The 18,358-nt window shown below is 61.0% G+C and carries 16 protein-coding genes; 10 read left to right on the top strand and 6 right to left on the bottom strand.

Annotated elements, in window-relative coordinates:
• Nucleotide 1 precedes the first annotated feature (1 nt).
• The 10 genes from nuoE (at nt 2) to nuoN (ending at nt 11,982) form a co-directional block, all read left to right on the top strand.
• Entirely contained in the window at nt 2-499 is a 498-nt protein-coding gene (gene nuoE / locus AC1Q8Q_RS25985; protein ID WP_008053447.1) for an NADH-quinone oxidoreductase subunit NuoE, read from the top strand.
• Nucleotides 496-1,851: an NADH-quinone oxidoreductase subunit NuoF gene (gene nuoF, locus AC1Q8Q_RS25980; protein WP_020799543.1), complete on the top strand. Its 1,356-nt coding sequence runs from the start codon at nt 496-498 to the stop codon at nt 1,849-1,851. Before nuoE ends, nuoF begins: the two co-directional genes overlap by 4 nt.
• A gap of 137 nt (nt 1,852-1,988) precedes the next feature.
• On the top strand, nt 1,989-4,703 hold the full coding sequence (gene nuoG / locus AC1Q8Q_RS25975) for an NADH-quinone oxidoreductase subunit NuoG (RefSeq protein ID WP_454866150.1): 2,715 nt from the start codon (nt 1,989-1,991) through the stop codon (nt 4,701-4,703).
• Nucleotides 4,700-5,707 (top strand): NADH-quinone oxidoreductase subunit NuoH, encoded by a 1,008-nt coding sequence (nuoH, locus tag AC1Q8Q_RS25970; protein WP_020799545.1) that lies wholly within the window; start codon nt 4,700-4,702, stop codon nt 5,705-5,707. Before nuoG ends, nuoH begins: the two co-directional genes overlap by 4 nt.
• A gap of 12 nt (nt 5,708-5,719) precedes the next feature.
• Nucleotides 5,720-6,265, top strand: a complete 546-nt coding sequence (nuoI, locus tag AC1Q8Q_RS25965; protein WP_007970449.1) for an NADH-quinone oxidoreductase subunit NuoI — start codon at nt 5,720-5,722, stop codon at nt 6,263-6,265.
• 9 nt (nt 6,266-6,274) lie between these two features.
• Nucleotides 6,275-6,778 carry an NADH-quinone oxidoreductase subunit J gene (gene nuoJ / locus AC1Q8Q_RS25960; RefSeq protein WP_020799546.1) on the top strand — a complete coding sequence of 168 codons (504 nt, stop codon included), beginning with the start codon at nt 6,275-6,277 and terminating at the stop codon, nt 6,776-6,778.
• Nucleotides 6,779-6,780: 2 nt separating this feature from the next.
• The gene (gene nuoK / locus AC1Q8Q_RS25955) at nt 6,781-7,089 is read left to right on the top strand and encodes an NADH-quinone oxidoreductase subunit NuoK (protein WP_007946416.1); all 309 of its coding nucleotides are present in this window, start codon (nt 6,781-6,783) and stop codon (nt 7,087-7,089) included.
• On the top strand, nt 7,086-8,939 hold the full coding sequence (gene nuoL, locus AC1Q8Q_RS25950; protein WP_020799547.1) for an NADH-quinone oxidoreductase subunit L: 1,854 nt from the start codon (nt 7,086-7,088) through the stop codon (nt 8,937-8,939). Before nuoK ends, nuoL begins: the two co-directional genes overlap by 4 nt.
• Before the next feature lie 39 nt (nt 8,940-8,978).
• Entirely contained in the window at nt 8,979-10,511 is a 1,533-nt protein-coding gene (gene nuoM / locus AC1Q8Q_RS25945) for an NADH-quinone oxidoreductase subunit M (protein ID WP_020799548.1), read from the top strand.
• Between the two features lie 7 nt (nt 10,512-10,518).
• Nucleotides 10,519-11,982 (top strand): NADH-quinone oxidoreductase subunit NuoN, encoded by a 1,464-nt coding sequence (gene nuoN, locus AC1Q8Q_RS25940; protein WP_020799549.1) that lies wholly within the window; start codon nt 10,519-10,521, stop codon nt 11,980-11,982.
• 362 nt (nt 11,983-12,344) lie between these two features.
• On the opposite strand, the gene AC1Q8Q_RS25935 is transcribed toward nuoN, so the two are convergent.
• The 6 genes from AC1Q8Q_RS25935 to AC1Q8Q_RS25910 are packed head-to-tail and all read right to left on the bottom strand — an operon-like array spanning nt 12,345 to nt 18,298.
• The gene (locus tag AC1Q8Q_RS25935; RefSeq protein ID WP_008061970.1) at nt 12,345-14,087 is read right to left on the bottom strand and encodes an ABC transporter substrate-binding protein; all 1,743 of its coding nucleotides are present in this window, start codon (nt 14,085-14,087) and stop codon (nt 12,345-12,347) included.
• 47 nt (nt 14,088-14,134) lie between these two features.
• A complete protein-coding gene (locus AC1Q8Q_RS25930; protein ID WP_020801178.1) occupies nt 14,135-14,407 on the bottom strand; it encodes a DUF2160 domain-containing protein in 273 nt (90 codons plus the stop codon).
• Between the two features lie 10 nt (nt 14,408-14,417).
• Entirely contained in the window at nt 14,418-15,218 is an 801-nt protein-coding gene (locus tag AC1Q8Q_RS25925) for a carbohydrate ABC transporter permease (RefSeq protein WP_008061967.1), read from the bottom strand.
• Between the two features lie 7 nt (nt 15,219-15,225).
• Nucleotides 15,226-16,092: a carbohydrate ABC transporter permease gene (locus AC1Q8Q_RS25920; protein ID WP_020801179.1), complete on the bottom strand. Its 867-nt coding sequence runs from the start codon at nt 16,090-16,092 to the stop codon at nt 15,226-15,228.
• Entirely contained in the window at nt 16,089-17,204 is a 1,116-nt protein-coding gene (locus tag AC1Q8Q_RS25915; protein ID WP_492615702.1) for an ABC transporter ATP-binding protein, read from the bottom strand. The genes AC1Q8Q_RS25920 and AC1Q8Q_RS25915 overlap by 4 nt, the downstream gene beginning before the upstream one ends.
• Nucleotides 17,204-18,298: an ABC transporter ATP-binding protein gene (locus AC1Q8Q_RS25910; RefSeq protein WP_020801181.1), complete on the bottom strand. Its 1,095-nt coding sequence runs from the start codon at nt 18,296-18,298 to the stop codon at nt 17,204-17,206. Before AC1Q8Q_RS25910 ends, AC1Q8Q_RS25915 begins: the two co-directional genes overlap by 1 nt.
• Nucleotides 18,299-18,358 lie beyond the last annotated feature (60 nt).

The following is an 18,358-nucleotide window of genomic DNA, read 5'->3' as shown; positions in this document are numbered from 1 at the left end:
CATGAACAGCACGCTTATCCAGACAGACCGTTTCACCTTGAGTGAAACCGAGCGCTCGGCCATCGAGCACGAGTTGCATCACTACGAAGACCCGCGCGCGGCGTCGATCGAAGCCCTGAAGATCGTCCAGAAGGAACGTGGCTGGGTGCCGGACGGCGCCTTGTACGCCATCGGCGAGATCCTCGGCATCCCGGCCAGCGACGTTGAAGGCGTGGCGACGTTCTACAGCCAGATCTTCCGTCAGCCAGTGGGCCGTCACATCATTCGCGTCTGCGACAGCATGGTCTGCTACATCGGCGGCCACGAGTCGGTGGTCAGCGAAATCCAGAGCAAACTCGGCATCGGCCTGGGTCAAACCACCACCGACGGTCGTTTCACCCTGCTGCCGGTCTGCTGCCTCGGCAACTGCGACAAGGCGCCGGCGTTGATGATCGACGACGACACTTTCGGTGATGTGCAGCCAGCTGGCGTTGCCAAATTGCTCGAGGGCTACGTATGACCCTGACTTCCTTCGGTCCGGCCAACCGCATCAAGCGTTCGGCCGAGACTCACCCGCTCACCTGGCGCCTGCGTGACGACGGCGAAGCCGTATGGCTCGACGAATACCAGGCCAAGAACGGTTACGCCGCGGCGCGCAAGGCCTTCGCCGACATGGCCCAGGACGATATCGTCCAGACCGTGAAAGACTCCGGCCTTAAAGGCCGCGGCGGTGCAGGCTTCCCCACTGGCGTGAAGTGGGGCCTGATGCCAAAAGACGAATCCATCAACATCCGCTACCTGCTGTGCAACGCGGATGAAATGGAGCCCAACACCTGGAAAGACCGCATGCTGATGGAGCAACTGCCCCATCTGCTGATCGAAGGCATGCTGATCAGTGCCCGCGCACTGAAAACCTACCGTGGCTACATCTTCCTGCGCGGCGAGTACACCACCGCCGCCAAGCACCTGAACCGTGCCGTGGAAGAAGCCAAGGCAGCCGGTCTTTTGGGCAAGAACATCCTGGGCAGCGGCTTTGATTTCGAGCTGTTCGTCCACACCGGTGCCGGGCGTTACATCTGCGGTGAAGAAACCGCACTGATCAACTCCCTCGAAGGCCGCCGCGCCAACCCGCGCTCCAAACCGCCCTTCCCTGCCGCCGTTGGCGTATGGGGCAAGCCGACCTGCGTGAACAACGTCGAGACCCTGTGCAACGTGCCGGCGATCATCGCCGACGGCGTGGACTGGTACAAATCGTTGGCTCGCGAAGGCAGCGAAGACATGGGCACCAAGCTCATGGGCTTCTCCGGCAAGGTCAAGAACCCTGGCCTGTGGGAGCTGCCGTTTGGCGTCACCGCTCGCGAGCTGTTCGAAGACTATGCTGGCGGCATGCGCGACGGTTACAAGCTCAAGGCCTGGCAGCCTGGCGGTGCCGGTACCGGCTTCCTGTTGCCGGAACACCTGGACGCACAAATGTACGCCGGCGGCATCGCCAAGGTGGGCACCCGTATGGGTACCGGCCTGGCCATGGCGGTGGACGACAGCGTCAACATGGTGTCCCTGCTGCGCAACATGGAGCAGTTCTTCGCCCGCGAATCCTGCGGCTTCTGCACCCCTTGCCGCGATGGCCTGCCATGGAGCGTCAAGCTGCTGATGGCCATCGAGAACGGTGAAGGGCAAGCCGGCGACATCGAGACCCTGCTGGGTCTGGTCGGCTTCCTTGGCCCAGGCAAGACCTTCTGTGCTCACGCACCGGGCGCCGTGGAGCCGTTGGGCAGTGCCATCAAATACTTCCGCCACGAGTTCGAAGCCGGCATCGCGCCTACCCGCGCCGCCGTCCCGCCTCTGGCAAGGCCGATCGTAGTCGGCGCGTAAATGCTTAAAAAAGGCGAAGGGTCCGTGCCCTTCGCTTTTCGCGCGATGACGCCTTCACCGGCTGTGTTGATTCGCGCGGATAACAAGATTCCATTAGCCACGCCCGCTGACACCGGGCCAACGAAGAACTTTGAACCATGGCCACTATCCACGTAGACGGCAAAGCGCTCGAAGTCGATGGGGCAGACAACCTGTTACAGGCATGTCTGTCTCTGGGCCTCGATATTCCGTATTTCTGCTGGCACCCTGCCCTCGGCAGTGTTGGCGCTTGCCGCCAGTGCGCGGTCAAGCAGTACACCGACGAGAACGACACCCGTGGTCGTATCGTCATGTCCTGCATGACCCCTGCCACCGATGGCACCTGGATCTCCATCGACGATGAAGAGTCCAAGGCATTTCGCGCCAGCGTTGTTGAATGGCTGATGACCAACCACCCTCACGACTGCCCGGTCTGTGAGGAAGGCGGTCACTGCCACCTGCAAGACATGACGGTAATGACCGGCCACAACGAGCGCCGTTACCGCTTCACCAAGCGTACCCACCAGAACCAGCAACTGGGCCCGTTCATTTCCCACGAGATGAACCGCTGCATCGCTTGCTACCGCTGCGTGCGCTTCTATAAAGACTACGCTGGCGGCACCGACCTCGGCGTATTCGGCGCCCACGACAACGTGTACTTCGGTCGCGTTGAAGACGGCGTGCTGGAAAGCGAGTTCTCCGGCAACCTGACCGAGGTCTGCCCGACCGGTGTGTTCACCGACAAGACTCACTCCGAGCGCTACAACCGTAAGTGGGACATGCAGTTCTCGCCGAGTATCTGCCATGGCTGCTCCAGCGGTTGCAACATCTCCCCGGGCGAGCGCTACGGTGAACTGCGTCGTATCGAAAACCGCTACAACGGTTCGGTGAACCAGTACTTCCTGTGCGACCGTGGCCGTTTCGGCTATGGCTACGTCAACCGCGAAGACCGCCCACGTCAGCCCCTGCTGGCCAATGGCGCCAAGCTGAGCCTCGACGAAGCCCTGGATAAAGCCGCCGACCTGCTGCGCGGTCGCAACATCGTCGGTATCGGTTCGCCCCGCGCCAGCCTCGAAAGCAACTACGCGTTGCGCGAACTGGTCGGTGCCGAGCACTTCTACTCCGGTATCGAAGCTGCCGAGCTGGAACGCATCCGTCTGGTCCTGCAGGTGCTCAAAGACAGCCCGCTGCCTGTGCCGAACATGCGCGACATCGAAGACCACGACGCCGTGTTCGTCCTCGGTGAAGACCTGACCCAGACTGCTGCTCGTATGGCCCTGTCCCTGCGTCAATCGGTCAAGGGCAAGGCCGAAGACATGGCTGACGCCATGCGCGTCCAGCCTTGGCTCGACGCTGCGGTGAAGAACATCGGCCAGCACGCGCTGAACCCGCTGTTCATTGCAAGCCTGGCTGAAACCAAGCTCGACGACATCGCCGAAGAGTGCGTTCACGCCGCTCCCGACGACCTGGCCCGCATCGGTTTCGCCGTGGCTCACGCCCTCGACGCCAGCGCTCCGGCCGTCGAAGGCCTGGACGCCGAAGCCCTCGAGCTGGCCAAGCGCATTGCCGACGCCCTGCTCGCGGCCAAGCGCCCACTGATCATCGCCGGCACTTCCCTGGGCTCCAAAGCCCTGATCGAAGCTGCCGCGAACATCGCCAAGGCCCTGAAGCTGCGCGAGAAGAACGGTTCCATCAGCCTGATCGTGCCTGAGGCCAACAGCCTCGGCCTGGCCATGCTCGGTGGCGAATCGGTCGATGCAGCCCTGCAAGCGGTGATCGACGGTAAAGCCGACGCCATCGTCGTGCTGGAAAACGATCTGTACACCCGCACTGACAAGGCCAAGGTCGACGCAGCCCTGAACGCCACCAAAGTGCTGATCGTGGCCGACCACCAGAAGACCGCTACCAGCGATCGCGCACACCTGGTCCTGCCAGCCGCCAGCTTCGCTGAAGGCGACGGTACCCTGGTTAGCCAGGAAGGTCGCGCCCAGCGCTTCTTCCAGGTGTTCGATCCGAAGTACATGGACGCGAGCATCCTGGTTCACGAAGGCTGGCGCTGGCTGCATGCCCTGCGTGCGACCCTGCTGAACCAGCCGATCGACTGGACCCAACTGGACCACGTCACCGCTGCCGTGGCTGCAAGCACGCCGCAATTGAACCGCATCGTCGATGCCGCTCCGTCCGCCACGTTCCGCATCAAGGGCATGAAACTGGCCCGTGAACCGTTGCGTTACTCCGGTCGTACCGCCATGCGCGCCGACATCAGCGTGCACGAACCGCGTACCCCGCAGGACAAGGACACCGCGTTCGCCTTCTCGATGGAAGGTTACTCGGGCTCGGCCGAACCGCGCCAGCAAGTGCCATTCGCCTGGTCTCCGGGCTGGAACTCGCCGCAAGCCTGGAACAAGTTCCAGGACGAAGTCGGTGGTCACATCCGCGCTGGCGACCCGGGCACCCGCCTGATCGAAAGCACAGGTGATTCGCTGAACTGGTTCGCCAGTGTTCCGCGCGCGTTCAACCCGGCCCCGGGCACCTGGCAGGTCGTGCCGTTCTTCCACCTGTTCGGCAGCGAAGAGAACTCTTCGAAAGCCGCGCCGGTCCAGGAACGTATTCCGGCCGCCTACGTCGCCTTGGCCAAATCCGAAGCCGACCGCCTGGGTGTCAACGACGGCGCCATGCTGAGCTTGAACGTTGCCGGCCAGACCCTGCGTCTGCCGCTGCGCATCAACGAAGAGCTGGGCGCAGGCCTGGTGGCCTTGCCTGCGGGCATCGCCGGCATTCCGCCAGCGATCTTTGGTAAATCCGTTGACGGTCTGCAGGAGGCAGCTCAATGACCTTGTTCACTCCTGAAGTGATCGACGTGATCATCGCGGTCCTCAAGGCCGTGGTGATCCTGCTCGCCGTGGTGGTTTGCGGCGCCCTGCTCAGCTGGGTGGAGCGTCGCCTGCTCGCCCTCTGGCAGGACCGTTACGGTCCGAACCGCGTCGGCCCGTTCGGCGCGTTCCAGATCGCCGCCGACATGATCAAGATGTTCTTCAAGGAAGACTGGACGCCTCCATTCGCCGACAAGATGATCTTCACCCTGGCACCGGTCGTGGCCATGAGCGCCCTGCTGATTGCCTTCGCGATCATCCCGATCACCCCGACCTGGGGCGTGGCGGATATCAACATCGGCATCCTGTTCTTCTTCGCCATGGCCGGCCTGTCGGTCTACGCGGTGCTGTTCGCCGGCTGGTCGAGCAACAACAAGTTCGCCCTGCTGGGCAGCTTGCGGGCCTCGGCACAGACCGTGTCGTACGAAGTGTTCATGGGCCTGTCGCTGATGGGCATCGTGATCCAGGTCGGCTCGTTCAACATGCGCGACATCGTTGAATACCAAGCGCAGAACATGTGGTTCATCATTCCGCAGATCTTCGGCTTCCTGACCTTCTTCATCGCTGGCGTCGCCGTGACTCACCGTCACCCGTTCGACCAGCCGGAAGCGGAGCAGGAACTGGCCGACGGTTACCACATTGAATACGCCGGCATGAAATGGGGCATGTTCTTCGTCGGCGAGTACATCGGCATCGTGCTGATTTCGGCACTGCTGGTGACCTTGTTCTTCGGTGGCTGGCACGGTCCGTTCGGCATCCTGCCGCAGATCCCGTTCATCTGGTTCGCACTGAAAACCGCGTTCTTCATCATGATGTTCATCCTGCTGCGCGCCTCGATTCCGCGCCCACGGTATGACCAGGTGATGGATTTCAGCTGGAAGTTCTGCCTGCCGCTGACCCTCGTCAACATGCTGGTGACCGCTGCGATCGTGTTGCTCAACACGCCCGCCGTCGCGGCTCAGTGAGGATAGAGAATCATGAAGTACATATTTGACATCGTGCATGGCTTCTACACCCAGCTTCGCAGCCTGGTGATGATTTTCGGCCACGCCTTCCGCAAGCGCGACACGCTGCAGTACCCGGAAGAACCGGTCTACCTGCCGCCGCGCTACCGTGGCCGTATCGTCCTGACCCGCGACCCCGACGGCGAAGAGCGTTGTGTAGCCTGCAACCTGTGCGCCGTGGCGTGCCCGGTCGGTTGCATCTCGCTGCAGAAAGCTGAAACCGAAGACGGTCGCTGGTATCCGGACTTCTTCCGCATCAACTTCTCGCGCTGCATCTTTTGCGGCCTCTGCGAGGAAGCCTGCCCGACCACCGCGATCCAGCTCACGCCGGATTTCGAAATGGCCGAGTTCAAACGTCAGGACCTGGTTTACGAGAAAGAAGATCTGCTGATCTCCGGCCCCGGCAAAAACCCTGATTACAACTTCTATCGTGTTGCAGGTATGGCTATTGCCGGTAAGCCGAAGGGCTCCGCGCAGAATGAAGCCGAACCGATCAACGTGAAGAGCTTGCTGCCTTAAGGAAGAAAGATGGAATTCGCTTTCTATTTCGCATCGGGTATCGCTGTGGTGTCCACGCTTCGCGTGATCACCAACACCAACCCTGTGCACGCCCTGCTCTACCTGATCATTTCGCTGATTGCCGTGGCGATGACGTTTTTCGCCCTCGGCGCGCCGTTTGCCGGTGTCCTGGAAGTGATCGCCTACGCTGGCGCCATCATGGTGCTGTTCGTGTTCGTGGTGATGATGCTGAACCTTGGCCCGGCCTCGGTTCAGCAAGAGCGCGTCTGGCTCAAGCCCGGTATTTGGGCCGGCCCGGTCGCCCTGGCTGCGCTGCTGCTGGTGGAACTGCTGTATGTGCTGTTCTCCCACCAGACCGGTGAGGCCGTTGGCCACACCACCGTAGACGCCAAGGCCGTGGGCATCAGCCTGTTCGGTCCGTACCTGCTGGTGGTCGAACTCGCCTCGATGCTGCTGCTCGCCGCAGCCGTGACGGCGTTCCACTTGGGCCGCAACGAAGCCAAGGAGCAATGACGATGCCTGCTATCCCTATGGAGCATGGTCTGGCGGTCGCCGGCATCCTGTTCTGCCTCGGTCTGGTCGGCCTGATGGTCCGCCGCAACATTCTTTTCGTGCTGATGAGCCTGGAGGTCATGATGAATGCCTCCGCCTTGGCTTTCATCGTTGCCGGTAGCCGCTGGGCGCAGCCGGATGGACAGATCATGTTCATCCTGGTGATCAGCCTGGCAGCCGCCGAGGCCAGTATCGGCCTGGCGATTCTGTTGCAGCTGTACCGCCGCTTCCACACTCTCGATATCGACGCTGCCAGCGAGATGCGCGGATGAATCTTCTCTATCTGACTTTCGTATTCCCTCTCATTGGTTTCCTGCTGCTGTCGTTCTCCCGTGGACGCCTCTCGGAAAACCTCTCGGCGCTGATCGGCGTCGGTTCCGTCGGCTTGTCGGCCATCGTCACGGCTTACGTGATCTGGCAATTCAACGTCGCCCCACCGGAAGACGGCCACTACACCCAGGTGTTGTGGCAGTGGATGGCGGTGGAAGGCTTCACGCCGAACTTCGCGCTGTACCTCGATGGTCTGTCCCTGACCATGCTCGGTGTGGTGGTTGGCGTGGGTTTCCTGATCCACCTGTTCGCGTCCTGGTACATGCGCGGTGAAGCCGGTTACTCGCGCTTCTTCGCCTACACCAACCTGTTTATCGCCAGCATGCTGTTCCTGGTGCTGGGCGATAACCTGTTGTTCCTGTACTTCGGCTGGGAAGGCGTGGGCCTGTGCTCGTACCTGTTGATCGGTTTCTACTACAGCAACCGCAACAACGGTAACGCCGCGCTCAAGGCCTTCATCGTGACCCGTATCGGCGACGTGTTCATGGCCATCGGCCTGTTCATCCTGTTCGCCCAACTGGGTACGCTGAATGTCCAGGAACTGCTGGTGCTGGCACCGCAAAAATTCCAGGCCGGTGACTTCTGGATGGTCATGGCCACCCTGATGCTGCTGGGCGGCGCTGTCGGTAAATCCGCGCAACTGCCGCTGCAAACCTGGCTGGCGGACGCGATGGCCGGTCCTACCCCGGTTTCGGCACTGATCCACGCCGCAACCATGGTAACCGCGGGCGTCTACCTGATCGCCCGTACCCACGGCCTGTTCACCCTGGCGCCGGAAATCCTGCACCTGGTCGGCATCGTCGGCGGTGTGACCCTGGTGCTGGCAGGTTTTGCCGCCCTGGTTCAAACCGACATCAAGCGTATCCTCGCCTACTCGACCATGAGCCAGATCGGCTACATGTTCCTGGCCCTGGGCGTTGGCGCCTGGGACGGCGCGATCTTCCACCTGATGACCCACGCCTTCTTCAAGGCGCTGTTGTTCCTTGCCTCCGGTGCGGTGATCGTTGCCTGCCACCACGAGCAGGACATCTTCAAGATGGGCGGCCTGTGGAAGAAACTGCCTCTGGCCTACGCCAGCTTCATCGTTGGCGGTGCGGCCCTGGCGGCCCTGCCACTGGTGACCGCAGGTTTCTACTCCAAGGACGAAATCCTCTGGGAAGCGTTCGCCAGCGGCAACCAGGGTCTGCTCTACGCAGGTCTGGTCGGTGCGTTCATGACCTCGCTGTACACCTTCCGCCTGATCTTCATCGCGTTCCACGGTGAAGCGAAGACCGAAGCCCACGCCGGTCACGGCATCGCTCACTGGCTGCCGCTGTCGGTGCTGATCGTATTGTCCACCGCCATTGGCGCGATGATCGTTCCACCCCTGCACGGCGTACTGCCGCAAAGCGTCGGCCATGCCGGCGGCGAAGCCAAGCACAGCCTGGAAATCGCCTCGGGCGCCATCGCCCTGTCCGGTATCCTGCTGGCTGCGCTGCTGTTCCTCGGCAAGCGTCGCTTCGTCACCGCGATCGCCAACAGCGGCATCGGCCGTTTCCTCTCGGCCTGGTGGTTCGCTGCCTGGGGCTTCGACTGGATCTACGACAAACTGTTCGTCAAGCCATACCTGGCGATCAGCCACATCCTGCGCAAAGACCCACTGGACCAGACCATCGGCCTGATCCCGCGCATGGCCAAAGGCGGTCACACCGCCCTGAGCCGTACCGAGACGGGTCAACTGCGTTGGTATGCCGCCTCGATGGCTGCTGGTGCCGTGCTGGTAATCGGCGCCGTCGTGCTGGTAGCGGTCTGATATGAACCTTGCGAACTTGCGAAAGGAATTGAGCCCGTCATGATTCTGCCTTGGCTAATCCTGATCCCCTTCATCGGCGGCCTGCTGTGCTGGCTGGGTGAGCGCTTCGGCGCCACCCTCCCCCGCTGGATTGCGCTGATCACCATGTCCCTGTTGCTCGCCCTCGGCCTCTGGCTGTGGGCTAACGGCGACTATTCGTTTGCCCCGGCGCCTGGCGCCGATCCGACCTGGGCGCTTGAGTTCAAGCACGTCTGGATCCAGCGCTTCGGCATCAACGTGCACCTGGCCCTCGACGGCCTGTCGCTGTTGATGATCATGCTGACCGGCCTGCTGGGTGTCCTCTCGGTACTCTGCTCGTGGAAAGAGATCCAGCGTCACGTGGGCTTCTTCCACTTGAACCTGATGTGGATCCTGGGCGGTGTCGTCGGCGTGTTCCTGGCCCTCGACCTGTTCATGTTCTTCTTCTTCTGGGAAATGATGCTGGTGCCGATGTACTTCCTCATCGCGCTCTGGGGTCACAGTTCTTCGGACGGCAAGAAAACCCGGATCTACGCGGCGACCAAGTTCTTCATCTTCACTCAGGCTTCCGGCCTGATCATGCTGGTGGCGATCCTGGGCCTGGTACTGGTCAACTTCAACGACACCGGCGTGATTACGTTCAACTACGCCGACCTGTTGAAAACCAAGATGTCGACGACCACCGAGTACATCCTGATGCTCGGCTTCTTCATCGCCTTCGCGGTGAAGCTGCCAGTCGTACCGTTCCACTCCTGGTTGCCTGACGCTCACGCCCAGGCGCCGACCGCAGGTTCCGTGGACCTGGCCGGTATCTTGCTGAAGACTGCTGCCTACGGCTTGCTGCGTTTCGCCCTGCCGCTGTTCCCGAATGCCTCGGCCGAGTTCGCGCCGTTCGCCATGACCCTGGGTCTGATCGGGATCTTCTACGGCGCGTTCCTGGCGTTCGCGCAAACCGACATCAAGCGTCTGATTGCCTTCTCGTCCGTTTCCCACATGGGCTTCGTACTGATCGGCATCTATTCCGGCAGCCAACTGGCGCTGCAGGGCGCGGTGATGCAGATGCTCGCGCACGGCCTGTCGGCGGCGGCACTCTTTATCCTCAGTGGCCAGCTGTACGAGCGTACCCACACTCGCGACATGCGCGAAATGGGCGGCCTGTGGTCGAAGATCGCCTACCTGCCAGCCCTCAGCCTGTTCTTTGCAGCGGCGTCCCTGGGCCTGCCGGGTACCGGTAACTTCGTCGGTGAGTTCCTGATCCTGATCGGCACCTTCCCGATCGCGCCATGGGTCACCATCATCGCGACGTCCGGCCTGGTGTTCGGTTCGGTCTACTCGCTGATCATGATCCACCGTGCGTACTTCGGTCCGGCCAAGTCGGATGCGGTCCTGCATGGCATGGACGGTCGCGAAATGATCATGGTGGTCGGCCTGGCTGCGCTGCTGATCTACATCGGCGTCTACCCGCAACCGTTCCTCGATACCTCTGCCGCGACGATGCATGGCGTGCAGCAGTGGCTCGGCACCGCCTTCACTCAACTCGCTTCGGCCCGGTAAGAGCGCTATGGAATTCACGACTCAACACTTTATCGCGCTAGCGCCGTTGTTGATCACCAGCGCCACGATCATCGTGGTGATGCTGGCGATTGCCTGGCGCCGCAACCACTCCCAGACCTTCCTGCTGTCGGTGGCGGGTCTGAACCTGGCTTTGCTGTCGATCCTGCCAGCCCTGAAAGTCGCGCCCCTGGCCGTGACGCCATTGCTGCAGATCGACACCTTTGCCTGCCTGTACATGGCGCTGATCCTGGTCGCCACCCTCGCTTGCGTGACCCTCGCCCATGCCTACCTCGGCGATGGCGGTTCGGGTTACCCGGGCAACCGTGAAGAACTGTACCTGCTGATCCTGATGGCCGCCGCCGGTGGCCTGGTGCTGGTCAGCGCGCAGCACCTGGCTGGCTTGTTCATTGGCCTGGAACTGCTCTCGGTACCGGTCTACGGCCTGGTCGCCTATGCCTTCTTCAACAAGCGTTCGCTGGAAGCCGGCATCAAGTACATGGTGCTGTCGGCTGCCGGTTCCGCGTTCCTGTTGTTCGGCATGGCGTTGCTGTATGCCGACTCCGGCTCCCTGAGCTTCGTCGGTATCGGCCAGGCTCTGGCCGCCACCGGCCTGCCAAGCTCGCTGGCACAACTGGGCCTGGGCATGATGCTGATCGGCCTGGCGTTCAAACTGTCGCTGGTACCGTTCCACCTCTGGACCCCGGACGTCTACGAAGGTGCTCCGGCGCCGGTTGCAGCGTTCCTGGCCACGGCCTCCAAAGTCGCGGTGTTCGCGGTGATGGTGCGTCTGTTCCAGATCTCGCCAGCGGCGAGCAGCGGTGTACTGAGCGACGTGCTGACCATCATCGCCATCGCGTCGATCCTGTTCGGTAACCTGCTGGCGCTGACCCAGAGCAACCTCAAGCGTCTGCTGGGTTACTCGTCCATTGCTCACTTCGGTTACCTGCTGATCGCCCTGGTGGCGAGCAAGGGTCTGGCCGTGGAAGCCATCGGCGTGTACCTGGTCACCTACGTGATCACCAGCCTTGGCGCCTTCGGCGTGATCACCCTGATGTCCTCGCCGTACAACGGCCGTGACGCCGATGCCCTGTACGAATACCGCGGCCTGTTCTGGCGCCGTCCGTACCTGACTGCCGTACTGACCGTGATGATGCTGTCCCTGGCTGGTATCCCGCTGACCGCGGGCTTCATCGGCAAGTTCTACATCATCGCCACCGGTGTCCAGTCGCAACAATGGTGGCTGGTCGGCTCCCTGGTACTGGGCAGCGCCATCGGCGTGTTCTACTACCTGCGTGTCATGGTCACCCTGTACCTGATCGAACCAAACCTGCGTCGCCACGATGCCCAACTGCACTGGGAACAACGTGCAGGCGGCGTGATGTTGCTGGCCATCGCGGTACTGGCGTTCTTCCTCGGCCTGTATCCACAGCCGCTGTTGAACCTGGTACAGCAATCGGGCCTGGCGGGTTGATCGTTTAAGCGACACTCGGCAGTAAACAGAAACGGCACCTTCGGGTGCCGTTTTTGTTATTGAGTCAATATCAAAAGATCGCAGCCTTCGGCAGCTCCTACATTGGAACGAGGTACACCCTGTAGGAGCTGCCGAAGGCTGCGATCTTTTAACCTTCATACATTTGACCGTCCATTAGATATCGATTGCCAGAGACGGCCTCTTCGCGAGCAAGCCCGCTCCCACAGTTGATCTGCAGTGACCACAAAACTTGAGTCCGACGCCGATCTAATGTGGGAGCGGGCTTGCTCGCGAAGAGGCCTTATCAGACACAAATGAAAACGGCACCTTCCGGTGCCGTTCGCATTTCACCTTCCAAACTTTTACTTACGCGCCGCCTCCCACGACTTCAGCAACTCTGCATAGCTCACAGTTTCACCCTGCGGCTTCTCATTCGCCAGTTTCGGTTTCGGGGCACCCGGTTGGTCGAACCAGTACTGCGCGTCGCGCTCCGGGTTCATTTTCGGGGCGCAGGTGGCTTGGGCCTTCGAGCGTTCCAGCCGGGACATGATCGCGTCCTGATCCTTGGCCAGGCCGTCGAGTGCCTGTTGCGGGGTTTTTTCGCCGCTGGCGGCTTCGGCGATGTGGCTCCACCACAGTTGCGCCAGGCGTGGATAGTCCGGCACGTTGGTCCCGGTCGGGGTCCATTGCACGCGGGCCGGGCTGCGGTAGAACTCCACCAGGCCGCCGAGTTTCGGTGCCAGGTCGGTCATGGCCTGCGAGTTGATGTCCGATTCGCGGATCGGGGTCAGGCCGACGATGGTTTTCTTCAGCGACACGGTTTTAGAGGTCACGAACTGCGCATACAGCCAGGCTGCCAGTTTCTGCTTCTCAGGCGTGGACTTCATGAACGTCCAGGAACCCACGTCCTGATACCCCAGCTTCATGCCCTCCTCCCAATACGGTCCGCGTGGCGACGGTGCCATGCGCCATTTCGGCGTGCCATCGGCGTTCATCACTGCCAGGCCCGGCTTGGTCATATCGGCGGTGAAGGCGGTGTACCAGAAGATCTGCTGGGCGATGTTGCCCTGGGACGGCACCGGCCCGGACTCGGAGAAGGTCATGCCCGCCGCTTCCGGTGGTGCGTATTTCTTCATCCAGTCCACGTATTTGGTGGTGGCGAACACTGCCGCCGGGCCGTTGGTGTCGCCGCCACGGGTCACGCTGGAGCCGACCGGATGGCAATCCTCGACCCGGATACCCCATTCATCCACCGGTAAGCCGTTGGGAATGCCCTTGTCGCCACCACCGGCCATGGAGAACCAGGCGTCAGTGAAACGCCAGCCCAGGGACGGGTCTTTCTTGCCGTAGTCCATGTGCCCGTAGACACGCTTGCCGTCGATTTCCTTGACGTCTTCGCTGAAGAACTTGGCGATGTCTTCATAGGCCGACCAGTTCACCGGTACACCCAGCTCGTAGCCGTACTTTTCCTTGAACTTGGCCTTGAGGTCCGCACGTTCGAACCAATCGGCGCGGAACCAGTACAGGTTGGCGAACTGCTGGTCAGGCAATTGATAGATCTTGCCGTCCGGCGCGGTGGTGAAGGAGATGCCGATGAAGTCCTTGATGTCCAGGGTCGGCGAAGTGAAGTTCTTGCCCTCGTTGGCCATCAGGTCGGTGATCGATTCGGTCTTGCCGTATCGAAAGTGCGTACCGATCAGGTCCGAGTCGTTGACCCAGCCGTCATAGATGTTCTTGTCCGACTGCATCTGCGTCTGCAGCTTTTCCACCACATCGCCTTCCTGCAACAGGTCGTGGGTCAGCTTGATCCCGGTGATCTCGGTGAAGGCCTTGGCCAGCACCTTGGACTCGTATTCGTGGGTGGCGATGGTTTCCGAAACCACCTTGATACTCATCCCACGAAACGGCTCCGCCGCCTTGATGAACCACTTCAGCTCTTCGAGTTGCTGATCGGCCGTCAGGGTCGACGGCTTGAATTCACTGCCGATCCATTTCTTCGCGGCGTCTTCATAGGCATCGGCCCAGGCAGACGCGCTCAAACCGCTGAGTGCCAGCATGGCTGCCAATGAAATGCTATGTCGCAGCTTATTGTTTTTGTCGAACATAGAGACCTCCTTATTGAGTTTCGGAGCAACATTGCCGAGCGATTCGACTAGCCCCAACGCATCACCACCAACAGCCACACCAGGGACAACGCGAAGGCGACCCAGATGCTCCAGTCGGTCACGCCGATTACCAGCAAATGCAGGTAGGCGCTGCCGAGAAGACCGATGAACAACCGATCGCCACGGGTGGTGGCAATCGGCAAAAAACCTCGTCGCAATATGCTCGGCGAACGCAATTCCCAGGTCGTCATGCCTACGAGGATCAAGGCAATGACGCTGAAGAACGCCGCCGTGGGGACGGTCCAACTCATCCATTCCATCATCAGTTCCTCATACCCGGCCCAGGGCAAAGCCCTTGGCCACGTGGTTGCGAACAAACCAGATCACCAGCATGCCCGGCAGAATGGTCAACACCCCCGCCGCTGCCAGCACGCCCCAGTCGATGCCGGACGCCGAGACCGTGCGAGTCATCACCGCCGCGATGGGCTTGGCATTTACCGAGGTCAGGGTTCGCGCCAGCAGCAGTTCGACCCAGGAAAACATGAAGCAGAAAAACGCCGTGACGCCGATTCCGGAGCCGATCAGCGGGATGAAAATCTTCACGAAGAACTTGGGAAAACTGTAGCCATCGATGTAGGCGGTTTCGTCGATTTCCTTGGGAACGCCCGACATGAAGCCTTCGAGAATCCACACCGCGAGTGGCACGTTGAACAGACAGTGCGCCAGGGCCACGGCGATGTGGGTGTCGAACAGGCCGATCGATGAATACAGCTGGAAGAACGGCAACAGGAACACCGCCGGCGGTGCCATGCGATTGGTCAGAAGCCAGAAGAACAGGTGCTTGTCGCCCAGGAAACGGTAGCGCGAGAACGCATAGGCCGCCGGCAATGCCACGGTCAGGGAGATGATCGTGTTCAGGCTCACGTAGTACGCCGAGTTGATGTAACCGGTGTACCAACTCGGGTCGGTGAAGATCACCTTGTAGTTGGCCAGGGTGAAATCCTGTGGGAAAAGCGTCAGGCCGCCGAGAATTTCGCTGTTGCTCTTGAAGGACATGTTCAGCAGCCAGTAGATCGGCACCAGCAGGAACAGGATGTAAATCAGCAGTGGAACAAGCTTTCTCATGCTCATGATGGCCTCAGCGGTTGGCGTCAGAGTGAGTCATGGCGGTATAGAACAGCCAGGACACCAACAGGATGATCAGGAAGTACACCAGCGAGAACGCTGCGGCCGGCCCCAGGTCGAACTGTCCGATCGCCATCTGCGTCAGGGTCTGGCTGAGGAAGGTCGTGGCATTGCCTGGCCCGCCACCGGTCAGTACGAACGGCTCGGTGTAGATCATGAAACTGTCCATGAAGCGCAGCATCACGGCGATCAACAGCACACTCTTGAGCTTGGGCAACTGAATATGGCGGAACACGGCCCAGGCCGAGGCACGGTCGATCCGCGCCGCCTGGTAGTACACGTCCGGAATTGCCCGCAGCCCGGAGAAACACAGCAGCGCCACCAGTGAGGTCCAGTGCCAGACGTCCATCACCAGCACGGTGACCCAGGCGTCCATGGTGTTCGCCGCATAGTTGTAGTTGATACCCATGGCCTTGAGGCTCGCCCCCAGCAGGCCGATGTCGGCCCGACCGAAGATCTGCCAGATGGTGCCGACCACGTTCCACGGGATCAGCAAGGGAATCGCCAGGATGATCAGCACTACCGACGACCAGCGCCCCTTGGTCGGCATGGTCAGGGCAATCGCGATACCCAGCGGGATTTCGATCAGCAGCACGCACGCCGAGTAGATGAACTGGCGCAGCAGCGAGTCGTGCAGACGCGGGTCGAGCAGTACCTGCTTGTACCAGTCGGCACCGACGAAGTAGCGGCTGGATTGGTCGAAGATGTCCTGCACCGAGTAGTTGACCACGGTCATCATCGGGATCACCGCACTGAACGCCACCAGCAGGAACACCGGCAGCACCAGCCACCAGGCCTTGTTGTTCTGCACTTTGTTCATGGTTGCACCTCACCTACTGATTTCGGCTCCAGCAGGAAATCATCGGCATAGACCATCAGCCACTGCGCCGGAAAACTGATATACGCCGTGCCTTCGGGCACCGGTTTGTCTTCGGCCAGGCGCACTTTCAGCGGCACGCCATCGAGGTTCAAGGTCATGATCTTGTAGGTGCCGAGGTCTTCGACGTGTACGACTTGTGCACGCAGCGCGTCATCAAAAGGTTCGTCCCAGACATGAATGAACTCCGGGCGAATTCCAACCTTCAGGGTGTGCCATTCGGATTCGGCGATGCATTTCTGCATGGCCTCGGACAACGGAAGATGCGTTGAAGCGAAACCGACGCCCCCCGGTTGCGCCTCGACCTCGATCAAGTTCATCCCCGGGCTACCGATGAAATAGCCGACAAAGGTGTGGCTCGGCCGCTCGAACAATTCTCGCGGCGTGCCGAACTGCACGATCTGCCCGCCGTACATCACCGCGATCTTGTCGGCGAAGGTCGAGGCCTCCAACTGATCGTGGGTGACGTAGACCATGGTGATGTTGAACTGCTCGTGGATCTGCTTGAGCTTGCGCCGCAGCTTCCACTTCAGGTGCGGGTCGATCACCGTCAGCGGCTCGTCGAAGAGGATGGCCGAGACGTCATCGCGTACCAGCCCACGGCCCATGGAGACTTTCTGTTTTTCGTCAGCGGTGAGGTTGCTGGCTTTCTTGCTCAGCAGGCTTTGCAGGTCGAGAACCTCGGCGATTTCCCGCACCTTGGTGTGAATTTTCGCCTCGGCCATGCCCTGGTTGCGCAGCGGAAACGCCAGGTTGTCGAACACCGTCATGGTGTCGTACACCACCGGAAACTGGAACACCTGGGCAATGTTGCGCTTCTCCGGGGTCAGGTTGTTGACGGCTTTGCCATCGAACAACACATGCCCCTGGGACGGGCTGAGCAAGCCGGAAATGATGTTGAGCAAAGTCGACTTGCCGCAGCCCGACGGGCCGAGCAAGGCATAGGCGCCGCCCTGTTCCCAGACGTGGTCCATCTGGCGAATCGCGTAGTCCTCTGGGCCGCTCGGGGTACTGGTATAGCTGTGAGCGAGGTTCTGCAAACGGATTTCGGCCATCAGGCAACCCTCGCGACGCGCCGGCCGGGCGCCTGGACCAGCCGCCCCTGCGCATCGAACACAAACAGTTTATGGGTCGGTATGTAGATGCGGATCGGCGCATCGACGTCGTATTCGTGAACGCCAGGCAAGTGCAGCACCAGCAGGAAATGCTCGTTGCGCACGTGCAGGAAGGTTTCCGAGCCGCTGATTTCCGCCACTTCAACGGTCACCGCGAGTTCCAGGTCATCGTCGTTACTCGGCACCAGCGAGATATGACTGGGGCGCACGCCGAAGCGGAACTCGCCCTCGCCCACCGGGCGCAAGTCGACGTTCAACGGGAAGTGCACGAAATTGGCGAAGCTCACTTCGTTGCCGGCAATGCGACCCGGCATCAGGTTGATCGGCGGCTCGGAGAACAACTCGGCCGCCAGCACGGTCTGCGGTTGGTGGTAAACCTCGGACGACCGGCCGCTCTGAATCACCCGGCCCTCATGGAGAATGGTGGTGGTGCCGCCCAGGGCCAGGGCTTCGTTGGGCTCGGTGGTGGCATAGATGGCGATGGTATGGCGCGCCTTGAACAGCTCGCGCATTTCCTGGCGTAGCTCTTCGCGCAATTTGTAGTCGAGGTTGACCAGTGGCTCGTCGAACAGGATCAGTTCGGCATCCTTGACCAGCGCCCGTGCCATCGCGGTGCGCTGCTGCTGGCCACCGGACAGTTCCAGCGGAAAACGCTGCAGGAACTTCTCGATGCGCAGCATCTTCGCGGTTTCCAGCACCTTGCTCTGGATCAGCTCATTGGACACACCGGCCTGGCGCAACGGCGAGGCGATGTTCTCGAAGACGGTCATGGTCGGGTAATTGATGAACTGCTGATACACCATCGACACGTTGCGCAGGCGCACCGGGCGTTGGGTGACATCGACGCCGTTCATCAGGATGCGACCGGTGTCAGGCTTGTCCAGCCCGGCCATCAGGCGCATGAGACTGGTCTTGCCGGACAGCGTGCGCCCGAGCAAGACATTGAAAGATCCGGGTTCGAAACGCAGGCACGCATCGTCGATCCAGGTCTGGCCCTCGACGGTGCGGCTGACATGCTCCAGGGTTAATGACATGGCTCGGCCTTTTTATTTTTGGAGTCAAGCGACCTGAGCGGTGTAGCGACATCTGTGCCA

This window comes from Pseudomonas sp. GW823-FHT06B06, assembly GCF_058795195.1.
Note: the sequence above shows the minus strand (reverse complement) of the source record. Positions and strands in the feature narration are given on the sequence as shown.

Excerpts from the sequence above, each read along its gene's own strand:
- nuoE (WP_008053447.1), top strand. The coding sequence starts at position 2 with ATGAACAGCACGCTTATCCAGACAGACCGTTTCACCTTGAGTGAAACC.
- nuoF (WP_020799543.1), top strand. The coding sequence starts at position 496 with ATGACCCTGACTTCCTTCGGTCCGGCCAACCGCATCAAGCGTTCGGCC.
- nuoG (WP_454866150.1), top strand. The coding sequence starts at position 1,989 with ATGGCCACTATCCACGTAGACGGCAAAGCGCTCGAAGTCGATGGGGCA.
- nuoH (WP_020799545.1), top strand. The coding sequence starts at position 4,700 with ATGACCTTGTTCACTCCTGAAGTGATCGACGTGATCATCGCGGTCCTC.
- nuoI (WP_007970449.1), top strand. The coding sequence starts at position 5,720 with ATGAAGTACATATTTGACATCGTGCATGGCTTCTACACCCAGCTTCGC.
- nuoJ (WP_020799546.1), top strand. The coding sequence starts at position 6,275 with ATGGAATTCGCTTTCTATTTCGCATCGGGTATCGCTGTGGTGTCCACG.
- nuoK (WP_007946416.1), top strand. The coding sequence starts at position 6,781 with ATGCCTGCTATCCCTATGGAGCATGGTCTGGCGGTCGCCGGCATCCTG.
- nuoL (WP_020799547.1), top strand. The coding sequence starts at position 7,086 with ATGAATCTTCTCTATCTGACTTTCGTATTCCCTCTCATTGGTTTCCTG.
- nuoM (WP_020799548.1), top strand. The coding sequence starts at position 8,979 with ATGATTCTGCCTTGGCTAATCCTGATCCCCTTCATCGGCGGCCTGCTG.
- nuoN (WP_020799549.1), top strand. The coding sequence starts at position 10,519 with ATGGAATTCACGACTCAACACTTTATCGCGCTAGCGCCGTTGTTGATC.
- AC1Q8Q_RS25935 (WP_008061970.1), bottom strand. The coding sequence starts at position 14,087 with ATGTTCGACAAAAACAATAAGCTGCGACATAGCATTTCATTGGCAGCC.
- AC1Q8Q_RS25930 (WP_020801178.1), bottom strand. The coding sequence starts at position 14,407 with ATGGAATGGATGAGTTGGACCGTCCCCACGGCGGCGTTCTTCAGCGTC.
- AC1Q8Q_RS25925 (WP_008061967.1), bottom strand. The coding sequence starts at position 15,218 with ATGAGCATGAGAAAGCTTGTTCCACTGCTGATTTACATCCTGTTCCTG.
- AC1Q8Q_RS25920 (WP_020801179.1), bottom strand. The coding sequence starts at position 16,092 with ATGAACAAAGTGCAGAACAACAAGGCCTGGTGGCTGGTGCTGCCGGTG.
- AC1Q8Q_RS25915 (WP_492615702.1), bottom strand. The coding sequence starts at position 17,204 with ATGGCCGAAATCCGTTTGCAGAACCTCGCTCACAGCTATACCAGTACC.
- AC1Q8Q_RS25910 (WP_020801181.1), bottom strand. The coding sequence starts at position 18,298 with ATGTCATTAACCCTGGAGCATGTCAGCCGCACCGTCGAGGGCCAGACC.